This is a genomic window from Nostoc sp. (assembly GCF_036917375.1).
GTDB lineage: Bacteria > Cyanobacteriota > Cyanobacteriia > Cyanobacteriales > Nostocaceae > Nostoc.
In genome coordinates this window covers 47,769-64,290 of sequence record NZ_JBALDN010000115.1, presented here as the reverse complement: position 1 = coordinate 64,290, position 16,522 = coordinate 47,769, and the positions used below count along the sequence as shown (strand labels likewise).

Sequence of the window (16,522 nt, the reverse complement as noted above, 5' to 3'; positions counted from 1 at the left end):
TCAACCGACTATACTTGAATCTATCCCATTAATCTCAGAGGATGTTTTACAAGTATTTTTGGTTACTTCAAAGCCTCGGAAACCTAACCTCCCTACCCCATTCCCTACAAATAAATGGGAGTTTCAAAGCCTCTCTTTGCTTGTCTGACAACAGGCTGACGCCAATGGGGAAAGGTTTGGAGAGGGTTTTCTGGTATACTTTACGACTTTTTAAACATCCTCTAAGGCATCTGCACAAAAATAAATTTGGGTTCTTGCGGTAGTTTTATGGTAATCAGTAGAGTTTACTAAATTCTCATAACTATAATTTTGTGATATCAATACGTAAAACATCAGTTTTTTCAGCATTTAAGTATTATTAAATATACTTAAATAAACCCAGGTTGATAATCTCTATTATCACATCGGGAAGTTTTAAAAACACTTACTACAAACTATTGGAAGTGGCAGTTGGTTGTGGATATCTTAATCATGGAGCGGTGAATCAACGCAGAATTCTTCATGATGAAATTGCAGACGTAATTAAAAATTTTTATTAAGCAAAAGTTAAAAAATTTTTGGGCGAAGTTTGACAGCTTGTCATTTGACTATGGCAGCGGCTCAACTCACAATTATGGAGGATATTGCACCGAATAAGCCATTATTGCAGAGAGAACACGAAATGAAAAAAGTTATTACAGTCATGCTGTTAGGCATAGCAATCTTCACATTTGCCTTCAGTAGTCCAGCTTTGGCAGCAGATACTGCTAGTGGAGCTAAAGTATTTAGTGCCAATTGTGCCTCTTGTCACGCAGGAGGGAAGAATCTGGTTCAAGCTGACAAAAACCTGAAGAAGGAAGCTTTGCAAAAGAATGGTTTGTACTCAGCAGAGGCGATTATTTCCCAGGTTACAAAAGGTAAAAATGCCATGCCCGCTTTCGGCAAACGGTTGAAATCTAATCAAATTGAAGATGTAGCGGCTTATGTGCTTTCACAAGCAGATAATGGTTGGAAGTAGACTAAAATCTAACTTCAAAAATTAGCAATTTGCGGGGCTTTATGTCCCGCTAATTTTAGAGTTGCCGCAATTATCAAACAGGATGCATATACCAATTTAGGATTTTGGATTAATAATCTTTATAAAAAGACTGCCCCAAAAATATCAAACAGTACTACCTATCCTCATTTGGTATTATGAGTAATTTCTGGCAATTATTTTTCAGTATAATTATTGCTTTACCTCTCACTTTTTTGACTTTATCTGCACATTCTTTACCCATTTTAATTACCCAAATTACAGCGGGTGATTTCTTAGAGTTGGGTGTAGATAAGATGCGGCGCGGTGATTATCAGGAAGCAATAGAGAATTTCAACCAGGCGATTGAACTTAAAAAAGATTTGGCTGTCGCTTATAGCGATCGCTGTCTTGCTTATCTCCAACTACAAGATTACCATCAAGCGATCGCAGATTGTACTCAAGCCATAAATTTTGCACCGGATAACTTCGAGGCTTATCTAAACCGGGGAGTAGCACACTACAGACAAGGGGATTATTCTGCTGCCATTGTCGATCATAATCAAGCGATCGCACTTAAACCATCGGATTTTCGAGCTTACTACAACCGAGGGCTAGCCCGTGCTGGTGATGGGAAAGACTCGGAGGCAATTCTTGACTTTAATTTAGCCCTAACTCAAATTCCTCGAATCAGCAGCTTACTGCTTGCAGATATCTATAATGACCGAGGTTTAGCGCATTTTGTCTTGCAAGATATTCAAACTGCGATGCTCGACTTTAATCTAGCAATTCGCCTCAATGCTAACGATTATAGAGCGTACTTTAACCGGGGTTGTGCTTGCGGACGAAACGGAGATGACTTTGGTGCAGTGCGTGATTTTTCTCAAGTCATCAGACTTAACCCCAGTAATGCACAGGCTTACGTTAATCGGGGAGTAGCTCAGTATCGCTTAGGATATCATTTAGGAGCTATATCTGATTTACAAAAAGCATCTGAGTACTATGGACAGCAAGGAAAAAAAGTTGCTTATGAAAAAACTCTAGATTTACTGAAGAATCTGCGACAACAAATTTCGTCTGTAACGGAAATCGCTCTTTTCTAACACTGTAATAACTATACAGGGTATCCACCAGCTTGAAAAATCTGTTCGACGGTTAAGTTTAATTCTGGGAAAAGAGGTGAGATAATGCGTAGTTTACCGCCGCAGGCATCGCTACCTTGAAACTGGCTGACTTGGTATTCTCCCTCAATTAAGGTGTAAAGCGAGATAGTTGGTTGTTTAGGGTTGCCAATAAATTGCCTACCGCCTAAAGCAGCATAGTCTACAATCCAGTATAAATAATCAATTATTTGAAGACATCAATGATTTATTGATTGAAATTCTTTATATTGCTGAAATCGTTGAAGCATTATAGTAACCTTATAGAAAAATATATTTTTCTATAAGGTTAAGTCTCTTTTTCTTTTGTTATTGCTAACTAAGAAGGCGTAATACCATCAGAGAGCGATCTGTGACTGGTAAAGTTTGAGAACCTGAAACTAATTTTCCTCGGTCTAAAAAGCGAGGTTCATTAGTGTCAATTACTATCTCCCATACCTTATCTTGAAATTCATGGGGCAAAGCAAAGTCAATTAACTCGTAGTGAGCGTTAAAAAATAGCAGAAAACTTTCATCGATAATCCGCTCACCGCGATCGCCTGGAGTAGCAATTCCCTGCCCATTCAAAAAAATCTCCATTACTTTGGCATAACTAACTAGCCACTGCTGCTCAGTCATTTCACTGCCATCAGAATTAAACCAAGCAATATCATTAATACCTAAACCGTGAATGGGGCGGCCTTGAAACCACTTACGTCGCCTGAATACTGGATGCTGATGGCGAAAATTAATTAGTTCGCGTGTAAAGTCTAGTAAATCCGAGTTCGCTTTATGCAAATCCCAATGTCGCCAAGAAATCTCATTGTCTTGGCAGTAAACATTATTATTTCCCTTTTGACTACAGCCAATTTCATCCCCCTCTAATAGCATTGGGACACCTTGAGATAGCATTAGGGTTGCTAAAAAGTTTCGTCGTTGCCGTTCGCGCAAACGCATTACTTCTGGATCGTCGGTTTCGCCTTCTACACCACAATTCCAGGATCTATTATGGCTTTCACCATCTCTATTATCTTCCCCGTTTGCCTCATTATGCTTTTCGTTATAGCTGACCAAATCATTTAACGTGAAACCATCATGAGCAGTTATAAAATTAATACTTGCATTTGGGTTGCGCCCGTTTGTTTGATAGAGGTCAGGGCTACCGGTAAAACAGTAGGCAAATTGTCCTAAACTATCATCTACACCACGCCAAAAATCTCTGACTGTATCCCGATATCTACCATTCCACTCAGACCAACGCAGTGGAAAGTTCCCGACTTGATAGCCTCCTTCTCCTAAGTCCCAAGGTTCAGCAATCAGCTTCACATCTGCCAAGATTGGGTCTTGATGAATAATATCAAAGAAAGCTGATAGGTTATCTACTTCATATAATTCCCGCGCCAGCGCTGAGGCTAAATCAAAGCGGAAGCCATCTACATGCATTTCTGTTACCCAATAGCGCAGGCTATCCATGATTAACTTCAGAACTTGAGCATGACGCACATTCAGAGAGTTACCGCAGCCTGTAAAGTCCATGTAGTAGCGAGGATCGTCCTTTACCAAACGATAATATACAGAATTATCAATACCTCGCAAAGATAGCGTTGGCCCGAAATGATTTCCTTCGCCAGTGTGGTTGTAGACTACATCTAAGATCACTTCAATTCCGGCAAAATGTAGTGCTTTGACCATTTGCTTGAATTCAGTAACTTGTTCTCCCACAGTTCCACTAGCACTGTAACTAGAATAGGGAGCAAAATAGTTGATGGAATCGTAGCCCCAGTAATTGCTTAATCCTTTATCTTCTAAATGTCCCGGATGAGATAGAAAATGATGTACTGGCATCAACTCAACTGCCGTAATTCCTAATTGCAGTAAGTGTTGAATTGCAGCCGGATGTGCCAATCCAGCATAAGTGCCGCGCAATTCTTCTGGAATATCTGGATGTAGTTTAGTAAAACCTTTGACGTGAGTTTCATAAATAACAGTTCTATACCAAGGCGTAGCAAGCAGTTGATCGCCTTCCCAATCAAAAGATTGATCGACCACAACAGACTTGGGCATTATTTTGGCATCATCTAGTTCCGAAAAAACTAAGTCTTTTTCCTCAGCGTCTAGAGAGTAGCCAAAGACAGCTGGATCGTTACTAAATTCACCGTCAATTGCCTTAGCATAAGGATCAATTAATAGTTTATTTGAATTAAATCGATGACCTACTTCTGGTGCCCACATCCCATGCACTCTAAACCCATACTTTTGACCTGGGCCAACTCCTGGTAAGTAACCATGCCAAACAAAATTGTTTTTTTCTGTTAAGGGTATACGAATTTCTTCGTCATCGCTATCAAATAAACAAAGCTCTACCCCTGTTGCATTTTCCGAAAATAAAGCAAAGTTTGTCCCTTTTCCATCCCAAGTTGCGCCTAAAGGATATACATTTCCCGGCCATAAAGCTACATACATAAGTAAATCTTGAATATTAGTTTTTCGACAAATATTATTGATTTCAACTTTTTTGAATAATTAGTTAAAATCTAAGAGTTACTAATAATTCTTTAGAATCAATAACATTAAAATTTAACTTAAAAATAATATTGTTTACTCTATCATTAGTAATAAAATCTCTATTCCTTAAGTTAGAAAATTAATGTAGAGGGGAAGTAGAACGATGTGGAAAAACCAAACTATGTTAATAAAAATTAAATAGACTCAAACCCTCTTTCTCCCTGCCTTCTACCTCCTGCCTCCTGCCTCATCCAAACGATAAATATTCACACCGACCTACTTAACAGACTGAAGGAAAACTGCGCTGTTTGCGACACGCCGCGCAATCTGCTTCAGTAGACCTCTTGCAAAAGTGCTTTTTGCAAGAGGGGGAAAAGGGTAAAGGTTAAAGGGGAAAGGGACTTTTGCAGAACCTTTTCCCCTTCCCCTTTCCCCTTTTCCCGACTTATGCAAGAAGTCTAGTAAAGCGATGCTTGCGTTAGGATGCGTTAACGCTAAAAAGTAAGGGTTTTAAACTCTCACTGTTGCCACAGTTTTCCGCAAGGTGGCTGTTTACATGGCTCCAAATCATCTAGGTCAAATCCCCTTCTAGATTATTTAAATGCGATCGCTCTAGAGTTTAACACATAGTAAATTGACAAACAGTCTCATCCGCTCTGTAGAAATATGACAGCGTGTCTTTTGACACGATTTTACTATTACAGCAACAATGCTACGTAGTGACTGTTTTTACTTGGTGTGAAAGAGAACGTGAAAAAGGATTTTTTGTTGCTAACAGTTGCTTTACCGAGTTTACTGATAGCGTCTCCTAGTTATGCGGTTGAGAGTGAAATTGAGCAGAGAAATACTAATAAATCAACCGAAGTTATTTCAGATATTCCGAGTTTGAGTGAAATTGAGTTACCGGTCACTAATGCCGAATTATTATCTCAACAATCTGTACCGATTGAAGTTAATCCAGAAGAAACTCAACCAGAAACAGAGCAAACTCCGAGCGATGATGCAGACATTTCTATAGAAGCGATCGCAGAACCAGACAACCTACCCCAATCTACTCCAACTTACGTAATCGATCGAGAAGAAATTAAAAAGCAGGGTGCTGCAAGTTTAGCCGATATCTTGAAAAGAATGCCTGGTTTTGCAATCAATGATGTAGGTCATGGGGCAGATATTCACACAGGTACATACTATCGGGGAGCCTCAATTAATCAGTCTGTATTTCTGATTGATGGTAGACAAATTAACACTAATGTCAATATTTATCATGGTGGAACTGATTTAAATAGTATTCCTGTAGAGGCGATTGAACGAGTGGAATTATATAGCGGCACCGCCTCCGCTTTATTTGGTTCCTCAGCCTTTGGAGGAGTTGTCAATATCATCACCAAAGAAGGTTATGGCAAACCTAAATTCAGTGCTAGTGCAGAATTCGGCTCATTGAATTTAAATAATCAACAAGTGACTTATGGTGGTTCATCTGATAAGGTCAAGTACAACTTTAGCTTTGAAAGATTCTTTACAGATAACCGTTACCGCGTCCCTGTAGGTGCAGCCAATCGTGACGAACAGGGATTTTTATCGAATGCAGATACAGCTACAAGTACATACTTTGGTAGCATTGGACTAGATTTAGATCGGAAAAATTCTTTGAATTTAGATGTTACTGCACTCAGCAGTCGTCGTGGCTTAATTTATTTTGGGTTTCCTCTGCAAAGAGATAGGTTAGACCACGATGGTTTAAATGTTGGCTTATCTTGGAAAACTCGACTAGGTAATGGCGAAAGCTCTAACCTCACAACCTCAATTGGTTATAACCAAGATTATTTCAGCACTTACGGCCCTACAGGAGCATCATTTTATCGTAGAGGGTCTTTAGATACACAACAACTCACAGCCAGAGTCGATCATGAGTGGAAAATTGCTGCCAATAATAAATTGCGTTGGGGATTAGATTTAAAAAACACCGATTTGATCGGTGATGTTTTGAGTACAGATCCTACTAGGATTGCCGAAAACGAAAAGGAAGATCGAAGTTTGTTCAATACAGCTTTATTTGCTGTCAACACTTGGAATATTAGCGATAATTTTCTGATAGATTTAGGGCTAAGACAAAGCTTTGACAGCCAATTTGGAAATTATCTTAACCCTAGTGTTGGTTTACGTTATGCAGTCACACCAATAGTAGCAGTGCGTGGAAGTTGGGCAGGGGGACAACGCAATCCTGGGTTGGATCAGTTGTATGTTTATGATACAGTTCATGGTTGGGCACCTAATCCTGATTTAAGGCCAGAAATTGGCTCAACTTGGACTGTGGGAGTAGATGTTAGTTTTTCAGAAAATCTGATTGGACAGTTTACTTACTTTGGTAGTAGTATAGGCGATCGCTTGGGAGTTATCGCTGGAAAATGGACAAACATTGGATTAGTAGATACCAATGGTTTAGAGGCTGCATTGCAATTAAAAATTGCGGCTGGCTGGTCAACTTTCCTCAACTATACTTATACAGATGCCCAAATAAAAACAGGGACAGAGAAAGGTTTGCAGTTAGGTTTGATTCCCTACTCTGTACTGCAAACTGGTGTGGGTTATCAAAATTCAGGTTGGCAGGCTAACTTGTATGTTACCTACAATAGTGGCGCTCGCAGATCCATCTTCGCTAACTCTACTGACAAGCCTACAGATTTTGCACCATCTTTCGTGAATTTAGATTTGAGCGGGCGTATACCTCTAACTAGCAATTTAGGACTAACAGTTTACTTAGAAAATCTACTGGGTGAGCAATATGAGCGAGTTAATCGCATATATAGCCCTGGATTTACTTTTCGTGTGGGTTTAACCGCCAATTTTTAGGTATTCAATGTAGAGATTTTATCGTTGCCAAGTCTCTACATTCTTATGTCTTGTCACATGATTTGGAAAACCTCACTTTCCTATAAGGATAAAATGTTAGGTTTGACAGCATTTTTTTAGTAAAGGCGACGCACCACCGTACAACACAGTGCGTTAAGCTAAAGCCATTATGACCCTACTTAAAATTTACTTTTAATCTAAAATCTAAAATTGTTATGAGAGCCAAAATTGAAAATAAAATACTTTTTATCCACCACGAAGATTTACCAGAGTTTAAAAAGGGTGGTTCGGTGGTGAGAAACTCTTATTTTTGGGCATTACGTTCAATAGCTGGTCAAGCTTCACGTTATCGTGATTGGGAATACGAACCGGAGGTTTGGCTAGCGCTTTCACGAATGCTTTTATCGTTTGCTGAATCAGGATATTTGGGTATTAGAGAAACTTTACTAGAGTTTCCCTTATCTCAAGGAGAAATTCCTAATTTGTTGCGAGATGTTTCCACTTGGGAGTAGGGATGTATAGCTGTCATTGTTGCTAACAAATCTTTTACCCACTTCTGGTTAAAAATGATTACTCGCTATATATTTCTATTAAGGATTCAAACAAAGAAATGCAAACATTGGGAAAAAGGTGGGCAGCAGCCCACCCTAAACCATTATTTACTTAGCAATACTTTAAACAGGTGCTTCAGTAGCACTTTTGCCAACTAGCATTGCGGTATTTTCGTCGCTTTCAAGGATACCGAATTCAATCAACAATTCTTCTAACTCTTCCATCTCGATAGGTGTGGGGACAGTCAGATTCTTGTTGTTGATGATCTTTGTACCTAATGTCCGATATTCGTTAGCTTGGTTGCTGTCAGGTGCATACTCGTTAACAGTCATGCGGCGCAATTCTGCGTGTTGCACAATGTTGTCACGAGGTACGTAGTGAATCATTTGGGTGTTCAAACGTTTTGCCAGGGTTTCGATTAGGTCGATTTCCCGGTCAACGTTACGGCTGTTACAAATCAAACCACCCAAGCGCACACCGCCAGTATGAGCATATTTGAGAACACCACGAGCGATGTTGTTAGCTGCATACATCGCCATCATTTCACCAGAGGTAACGATGTAGATTTCTTGTGCCTTACCTTCACGGATAGGCATAGCGAAACCACCGCACACAACGTCACCCAAAACGTCGTAACTTACAAAATCAACATCTTTGTAAGCACCGTTTTCTTCCAAGAAGTTGATAGCGGTGATAATACCACGACCAGCGCAACCCACACCAGGTTCAGGACCACCAGACTCTACACAACGTACATCGCGGAAACCGGTCAGCATTACTTCTTCGAGTTCAATATCTTCTACAGCACCGCGTTCAGCAGCCAATTGAAGAACACTTGTTTGAGCTTTACTGTGTAGCATCAAACGGGTAGAGTCAGCTTTGGGGTCGCAACCGACAATCAGGACGCGCTGACCCATTTCAGCCATTGCTGCAAGGGTATTTTGAGAAGTGGTAGATTTACCAATACCGCCTTTACCATAGAAAGCTATTTGTCTAATCTTTTCGTCAGTCATGGTTGTGTTTCCTACAATGATTTAGTTGATGAATCGTAAGCTTGATGTAGTTTTTTACCCTTGGCGTCGTAGGGAAGTAGAGCCTATTGGCGTTGACGCATAGCGGCTTGTTGCTACACATCGCATCCTGGCAAAAACATTTAAAATCAGAACATATTTACCCACGAAATGATGGCTTAAGAGATAGATAAATCTAATCTCTTAATAACGAAGCCTTTGAAACTATGACTTCAGCATTATCAGTTGTTGTAACGAATCCCAAATGGTTGCTCAAGCCTCAAGAGTGGTTGCAGCAGGAATTCAAATGAACGCAGATTTGTTCCTTGAACCACACAACCAACCAAATTGCAATCCACTCTTAAATGGTTGTTACAACTTGTGTGATTTTGCTGATGTCAAGTAACCAAGAAAATCTATAGCGCTTCTCGTTTCGTGATTGATGCAGCAAGATAAATTCCAGCCTAAAAGTGGTAGCTACCAGTGCAGTAATATAATACCTGCACAGACAACATCTGATACTCCGGCTGAGATAATATCTTGGCGACTTTTGACAGTATGGCTAAATTCCTAGAAATTATGGAAAGACACCATTCTGCTTGAAGTTTTCGTTCCAAAAGTCAGCAACTGCTTCAACTTAGTTTGCGGTTGAAAACGTTTACTTCCGCAAAACAAAGTTAGTAAATATTCTGTATTTCTATTGAATTGTCAGGCTGTACTAAGAGTCTTTCTTCCCAGACTCCAAGAGTAATGCCTTTAGCGGGTAATGCTCTAGCTAGGTTAGCCAACTCTTATTGGCTCGTACCCAGATAAATTTTGATTGACTTCAAGTTGTTACAAAGGCTACTATCCTACTCAATCTAGTTTTAGATTTTCGTTAAAAAAAGATGTAGCTAATTGAAGGGGACTTACCAGAGCAAAAAAACTTTCTTGAGCTTGCCTCAAACTTGTCTTGAAGTCTTTTTGTGTTTTCACTTGTTTGATTCCTATAAAAACCATAACATACATCCCACTAATTAATTTGCCGAATCTCAAATTATTTATCTATTTAATAGAAGATTATCCTTAGAACCTTTAATAGTCATAGGTTACACCCTCGCTAGTAGCTAGTTAATGAAATTATTTATCATAGCCGATATGTGCAATTAGATACTTTTAGAAATTTGATAAAAGTATTTAAAACTAATGTTTGAAAAAGAAAACAGAAATTCTTATTTTTGCAGTCAAAAATTTTGTCATCATATTGAACTAGCAGTCTCCCTAGCAGCTTCTCGCAGCCGCTCCACATCGCGCATCGGTGGCGCACCAAAAAGCCGCTTATACTCCCGGTTAAAATGCGAGGCATCGTCATAACCCACTCGGTAGGCAGCACTGGTAGCATCAAGCTTCTCCCCCAGCATCAGACGGCGAGCCTCCTGGAGGCGCAGTTGCTTTTGGTACTGCAAGGGACTCATGGCAGTGACAGACTTGAAGTGATGGTGGAAGCCCGATACACTCATTCCCAGCTCTCGGGCGATGCTTTCAATCTTGATCGGCTCGTTAAAGTCTTTACGAAGTCGCTCGACGGCTCTGGCGATGTGGTAAGTGTAGCCACCCAGAACTGCAATATGACGGAGCCGATTACCTTGCTCTCCCATCAGGAGTCGGTAAATGATTTCCCGCTTAATCAGTGGTGCGAGAACATGAGCTTCAGCAGGGGAATCTAAAAGCCTGACAAGCCGCACCACAGCGTCCAACAGATTTGCATTCAACGGACTTACATCAATCGCTTTCACATCAGCACGGCTGCGGGATGAGGGATACCCTGCCTCGACCATCACTGAGCTAACGAGGGTGGGGTCAAGATCGAGGCGAAGGCTCAAGTATGGTTGTGCCTTGGACGCTTCCAGAATTTGGCTGACAATTGGTAGTTCGACCGTAGCAAGCAAATAATGCATCGGGTCGTACTGATAGCGATCGCTACCCAAAAGAACTTCTTTGCTGCCCTGAGCGATCGCACAAAAGGCAGGGATAGAGACACTATGAACGCATTCCGAAGGCGAGGAGGATCGATTGAAGTGCAAACCTTTGAGCGGCTCAATCGTCCCATCATGACCAATAGCCTGGGCAATCCGCTCTTTCAGTTCGTCTCTGTTAGCTTGCGCTCTGTCTGCCTCGCGCTTTGCCTGCGGGTCTTTCATTAAATCGATATCGGACTTTTCACTCGTTTTGGCAGCGTTCATTTCTAAATTTGCAGGATTGTACAACAATCTTAGACGATTGTTTTATTACTTGTCCTCCAAAATGCCTAAGATTGAACTAAAGCAATAAAAATCGATTCCGGCTTCTTGCAAGCGTCTGGATTTTTATTCAAGAAAAAACTCAGTTTTGATTGGGTAAGAGACTCGCCTACTGACAACCAAAACAGCATCAAGGCTAACCTTGCTTTGTAAAAAATCCATCCCTATTTATAGAGAAGCGATAAATGCTCAATTTCTACGATTGGGACAGCCACCGAAATGGCATCAAATGAAGGAATTAAGAAATGGATATCAAAAAAAGTGGCTCACAGCCTTCCGGCAAAGGGCCAGCCGAGTATTTTACCGGCACTGTACGCATTGACCCCCTGTTTGAGGCACACGAGCCAGCCCGCACGTCTGGTGCCAGTGTCACCTTCGAGCCGGGTGCCCGAACTGCATGGCACACCCACCCGTTAGGACAAACCCTAATTGTCACGGCTGGTTGCGGTTTCGTACAACGTTGGGGCGGAGCGATCGAGCAAATTCGTCCGGGGGATGTGGTCTGGTTCGAGCCGGGTGAGAAGCATTGGCATGGCGCTACGGCAACCACAGCAATGACGCACATCGCCATTCAGGAATGGCTCGACGGCAAGCCCGTGGACTGGCTGGAAAAGGTCAGTGACGAGCAGTACCAGACACCAAATGTAAACAACTAGGAGCATCCATCAATTCATGTACAATACGAAAGCTTATTCCGCAGTTAGTGCAACATCACCATTAGCCCGCGACACCATCAAGCGGCGTAATCCAACCGATCGTGACGTACAGATCGAAATTCTCTTCTGTGGCGTCTGCCACTCCGATCTTCATGCAGTGCGTAACGAGTGGAGCGATTTCATGTCCACGACCTACCCAATCGTTCCCGGTCATGAGATTGTTGGACGGGTCACTGAGGTTGGCTCGGCAGTCACCAAGTACAAGCCTGGCGACCTCGCCGCAGTCGGTTGCTTAGTTGATTCAGATGGAACCTGTCCTCATTGCAAAGTGGGTCTCGAGCAGTTCTGTCCGAACATGACCCTCACCTACAACTCTCCGGATAAGCACCTTGGAGGCGTCACTTATGGCGGCTACTCCGATAGCATCGTTGTCGATGAACGCTTCGTTCTGCGAGTTCCAGACAACCTCGATCTCGCTGGGGTTGCACCGCTCCTTTGTGCTGGGATCACAACCTATTCGCCTCTGCGTCACTGGGGCATCACCAAGGGCAAGAAGGTTGGTGTGATCGGTCTTGGCGGGTTAGGTCACATGGGCGTGAAGTTTGCCCATGCCTTCGGTGCCCATACCGTCGTCTTCACCACCTCGCCTGACAAGACTGAAGATGCGCTTCGTCTCGGTGCCGACGAAGTGGTCGTCTCCCGCAATGCTGACGAGATGCAGAAGCACGCTGGTAGCTTCGATTTTATTCTCGATACCGTCTCTGCCAAACACGACATTAACGCCTATCTCAACCTGCTCCGCCTCGATGGCAACATCACCCTAGTCGGTGCGCCCGAAAAGCCCCTGGATGTTGCAGCATTCAGCTTGATCGTGGCCCGCCGCAGTCTCTCCGGCTCCAGCATTGGCGGCATCCCTGAAACCCAGGAAATGCTCGATTTTTGCGGCGAACATAACATCACTGCCGATGTTGAAGTCATCCCCATTCAAAAAGTCAACGAAGCTTACGATCGCCTGCTCAAGTCCGATGTGAAATATCGCTTTGTAATTGATATGGCATCTCTGAAATCTGAATAACTGAGTCAGCCTTTAGAAGGAGTAACCATGCACAAGCGTGAACTTGGCAAGGGCCGATGGTTTATGCGATCGCCACTGTGATTGCGCTGGTCTTACCCTGGCTGTTCGTGCTGCTCTACATCTTCTATCTCTGCCCTCGCTGGGGTAACAGGAGCGATCGTTCTAATTTTTAATGCCTCAAGCTACACCGTAGAAAGGTGGATGGAAGCTCAATACTGCTCGGTTTTTGCATTTTTAACTCAGCATTGGGTTTGGGGAAAAGGTTAAAGGGTAAAGGTTAAAGATTTTTTCTTTCCCTTTTCCCCTTAACCGACAAGTATTGGATGGAAGCTTTAACCATCCGGCGAACATTCTAGAACAGGGCTTTGAACTGCCCTTAAAGGAGAAATCATGCAAAAAAGAAAACTTGGAAACAGCAATCTGGAAGTGTCGGCGATCGGGCTTGGCTGTATGGGAATGAGCTTTTCTTATGGCCCGCCCAAAGATACGCAAGAGATGACCGCTCTGCTTCGGGCTGCCGTCGATCGCGGCATTACATTCTTTGACACCGCCGAGGTCTATGGCCCGTTCCTAAACGAAGAGCTTGTGGGTGAAGCCCTCGCTCCCTTCCGCGACCAAGTGGTGATTGCCACCAAATTCGGGTTCGACATCAGTCCGAATTCCGATCCCCGTGGGATGAAGGGTTCACCCGGATTGAATAGCCGACCGGAGCATATTAAGGAAGTCGTTGAGGCTTCGCTCAAGCGACTCAAGGTCGAAACAATCGACTTGCTTTATCAGCACCGGGTTGATCCGAATGTGCCGATTGAAGATGTGGCAGGAGCAGTGAAGGAACTGATTCAGGAGGGTAAGGTGAAGCACTTTGGACTCTCGGAAGCAGGAGTGCAAACGATCCGTCGCGCCCACGCCGTTCAGCCCATCGCGGCTCTCCAGAGCGAATACTCGCTGTGGACGAGGACTCCTGAAAAGGAAGTGATACCGACCCTGGAGGAACTCGGAATCGGCTTTGTCCCGTACAGCCCTTTGGGCAAGGGCTTTCTCACTGGCAAGATGGACGAAAGCACAACCTTCGACAGTTCCGATTTCCGCAGCACCCTGCCTCGCTTCACTAAGGAGGCTCTCAAGGCAAATCAAGCTCTGATTAATCTGCTTGACAGCATTGCCGAACAGAAGCAGGCGACCCCGGCTCAAATTGCGATCGCCTGGCTGCTGGCACAGAAGCCCTGGATTGTTCCGATTCCAGGCACCACGAAGTTGCATCGCTTGGACGAAAACATCGGGGCAGTCTCAGTCGAACTCACGCCCGACGATCTGCGTGACATCGATGCCGCCGCCTCCAAGATCGCGGTGCAAGGCGCTCGGTATCCCGAAAAACTGGAGCAAATGACCGGTCGTTGAACCAACACTAAGTTAAGCCGTATAGTAGGCAGCGTAAGGGTTCCAGAGGAGCAGAGGGGAAAGAGTTTGTAACAAAGCACTTTACTCAAAAGTTCCCCATCCTCTTGTTTGCTCCTCTGCTCCTCGGTAACAGAGTAGACCTCTTGCAAAAGTGCTTTTTGCAAGAGAGGGAAAAGGGTAAAGGTTAAAGGGGAAGGGGACAATACAGAACTTTTTCCCCTTCCCCTTTTCCCGACAAATGCCAAGAAGTCTAGTAGTCTGCCAACCCAAAAATGCTAAGTGAGGACTGGGGAAAGGGGAAAGGGAAAAGGGTAAGGGATTTAAACCCTTTCCCCCTTCCCCCTTCCCCTTTACCCCGCCAAGTTCACTTGGCGAACTACTAGTGTAGCCGTACCACTTGCCTACGGCACGCTGCGCGAACGTGGAAGCAAGCTACGCGCAGCGTCTCGTAGAGAAATGCTACCCCCTCACTGCCTCGACATATTTACCTTTTCTTAGTGCCATTCTGTACTGACACCTGTGCAACTAACGCTTGTGATGATTTCGCATAGATTTATGAATCTTCTTCCATCTTTCTTTCTCAGCTAATTGCGCCCTCTGGTCTTGTTTGCGGGTCAGGTAGTCGAGTTCTTTTTGTAACTTTTGGTAGCTAAGAAACCTGGAATAATCAAGTTCTCCGTCAGTCAAAGCCTGCTGCACGACACAACCCGGTTCGTTATTATGCTGACAATTGCGGAAATGGCATTCTTGCGCCAAGGTTTCGATGTCTGCAAAAGTTTCTTGCAAACCTTCATCACCTGCCCAAATTTGGATTTCCCGCATTCCTGGAGTATCAATAATTAATCCGCCAGTAGAGAGCAAAATCAACTCACGATTAGTTGTTGTGTGTCTACCTCGGTCATCACCTTGCCGTACTGGTTGCACAACTTGCACAGATGCACCTTGCAGTTGGTTGGTGATGGTGGATTTACCAACACCAGAAGACCCCAACAAAGCAACTGTTTGTCCTGGTTGCAAGTAAGGTTTTAAGGCATCCAATCCTTGATGATTGGTGGCACTTAAAACTGCAATTGGTACACCCAAAGCAACTGCTTCTACTTGTATTAAATACTCTTCTAGAGAATTGCATAAATCTGCTTTGTTTAACACAATTACCGGATTTGCACCACTTTCCCAAGCCAGAATCAGATAACGCTCTACTCTTCTTGGGTTAAAATCGCCATCCAGCCCTGAGACTAAAAAGACTGTATCAATATTCGCTGCAACAATTTGCTCTTCTGTTTTACTACCCACCGTCTTGCGAGAAAATTTGCTTTTCCTGGGTAAAATCTCGTTGATAGTGGCTCGTCCTTCAGATTCTCTGACACTAATCACAACCCAATCTCCAACGGCGGGAAAATCTTGTGGTTGAGAAGCACGATGCCGCAATTTACCTGAAACTTCTGCTGAAAGTTCCCCTTGTTCACTATAGAGGGTGTAAGTATTTCTGTATTCAATAGCAACCCTACCAACGCTAAATCCTTGTAAGCGATAGGGTTCAAAGCTGCGAGCAAAAAAGTCACTCCAGCCTAAATAATCCAAATTCATTGATGTTTCCTCGATGTGTGCTACTTGTTTTGCACAAGGTTCCACAGAGGAAGACATTTCTATGCAGGAGAACTCTCCGCACCAGAATGTCTGTGAATTCTAGTTTTCATTCCTGTAGAAAAGAGGACTGAACAGAATCTCTGCGCCTTGCGTTCTTTGAGTTGGGATGGTCAAAGTAACCCGGACTGCTAGCAACTCAGTCATAGTTCGTCCTCCTTCTGTACTACAGTAAATAATCTCCATTACTACATTAGCTTATTCCAGAAAATTCGTTTAAATTATCCGGTTTGAACCCTGATGTAGAGACACGATTTATCGCGTCTTGCAATACCAATGCACAAGTTTGCACATTATAAAAATAATCTTGGTAAAAAATATCTGCTGATCTTTCACCAACTTCTAGCAAAAGAAAGAGTTTGAGGCTGAGTATCTCTGTAATCATGAATGCGGATAAGTGTTTACCTGCTAAATAACTGA

Annotated in this window: 11 protein-coding genes and 1 pseudogene; 7 read left to right on the top strand and 5 right to left on the bottom strand. The window is 43.1% G+C overall.

All coding sequences use genetic code 11. The annotated features are described in order from the left end of the window. The first annotated feature begins 661 nt into the window (after window positions 1-661). Window positions 662-997: a cytochrome c6 PetJ gene (gene petJ, locus V7K45_RS31480; protein ID WP_335009855.1), complete on the top strand. Its 336-nt coding sequence runs from the start codon at window positions 662-664 to the stop codon at window positions 995-997. 176 nt (window positions 998-1,173) lie between these two features. After that, on the top strand, window positions 1,174-2,097 hold the full coding sequence (locus V7K45_RS31475) for a tetratricopeptide repeat protein (protein ID WP_335009689.1): 924 nt from the start codon (window positions 1,174-1,176) through the stop codon (window positions 2,095-2,097). 11 nt (window positions 2,098-2,108) lie between these two features. On the opposite strand, the pseudogene V7K45_RS31470 reads toward V7K45_RS31475, so the two are convergent. Further along, window positions 2,109-2,330, bottom strand: a pseudogene (locus V7K45_RS31470) (Uma2 family endonuclease); the annotation flags it as partial. Between the two features lie 139 nt (window positions 2,331-2,469). Beyond that, window positions 2,470-4,596 carry a glycogen debranching protein GlgX gene (gene glgX / locus V7K45_RS31465; RefSeq protein ID WP_335009687.1) on the bottom strand — a complete coding sequence of 709 codons (2,127 nt, stop codon included), beginning with the start codon at window positions 4,594-4,596 and terminating at the stop codon, window positions 2,470-2,472. A gap of 792 nt (window positions 4,597-5,388) precedes the next feature. Between glgX and V7K45_RS31460 the strand changes: the two genes are divergently transcribed. Together V7K45_RS31460 and V7K45_RS31455 are read left to right on the top strand one after the other, a co-directional pair. Beyond that, on the top strand, window positions 5,389-7,488 hold the full coding sequence (locus V7K45_RS31460; protein ID WP_335009685.1) for a TonB-dependent receptor plug domain-containing protein: 2,100 nt from the start codon (window positions 5,389-5,391) through the stop codon (window positions 7,486-7,488). Between the two features lie 215 nt (window positions 7,489-7,703). After that, window positions 7,704-8,000 (top strand): hypothetical protein, encoded by a 297-nt coding sequence (locus tag V7K45_RS31455; RefSeq protein WP_322669940.1) that lies wholly within the window; start codon window positions 7,704-7,706, stop codon window positions 7,998-8,000. A gap of 162 nt (window positions 8,001-8,162) precedes the next feature. Here the strand turns inward: V7K45_RS31455 and nifH are convergent, their stop codons facing one another. Both nifH and V7K45_RS31445 read right to left on the bottom strand, forming a co-directional pair. After that, window positions 8,163-9,053 (bottom strand): nitrogenase iron protein, encoded by an 891-nt coding sequence (gene nifH, locus V7K45_RS31450; protein ID WP_335009683.1) that lies wholly within the window; start codon window positions 9,051-9,053, stop codon window positions 8,163-8,165. A 1,235-nt stretch (window positions 9,054-10,288) separates the two neighbouring features. After that, window positions 10,289-11,272: an AraC family transcriptional regulator gene (locus V7K45_RS31445; RefSeq protein WP_335009853.1), complete on the bottom strand. Its 984-nt coding sequence runs from the start codon at window positions 11,270-11,272 to the stop codon at window positions 10,289-10,291. Between the two features lie 302 nt (window positions 11,273-11,574). Here V7K45_RS31445 and V7K45_RS31440 point away from each other — a divergent pair, with 302 nt between their 5' ends. From V7K45_RS31440 to V7K45_RS31430, 3 genes are all read left to right on the top strand, one after another. After that, window positions 11,575-11,985, top strand: a complete 411-nt coding sequence (locus V7K45_RS31440) for a (R)-mandelonitrile lyase (protein WP_335009681.1) — start codon at window positions 11,575-11,577, stop codon at window positions 11,983-11,985. 16 nt (window positions 11,986-12,001) lie between these two features. After that, window positions 12,002-13,060, top strand: a complete 1,059-nt coding sequence (locus V7K45_RS31435) for an NAD(P)-dependent alcohol dehydrogenase (protein WP_335009679.1) — start codon at window positions 12,002-12,004, stop codon at window positions 13,058-13,060. 390 nt (window positions 13,061-13,450) lie between these two features. Beyond that, window positions 13,451-14,458, top strand: coding sequence for an aldo/keto reductase (locus V7K45_RS31430; protein ID WP_335009677.1), 1,008 nt, complete (start codon window positions 13,451-13,453; stop codon window positions 14,456-14,458). Window positions 14,459-14,983: 525 nt separating this feature from the next. On the opposite strand, the gene rsgA is transcribed toward V7K45_RS31430, so the two are convergent. Further along, window positions 14,984-16,045 (bottom strand): ribosome small subunit-dependent GTPase A, encoded by a 1,062-nt coding sequence (rsgA, locus tag V7K45_RS31425; protein WP_335009675.1) that lies wholly within the window; start codon window positions 16,043-16,045, stop codon window positions 14,984-14,986. Window positions 16,046-16,522 lie beyond the last annotated feature (477 nt).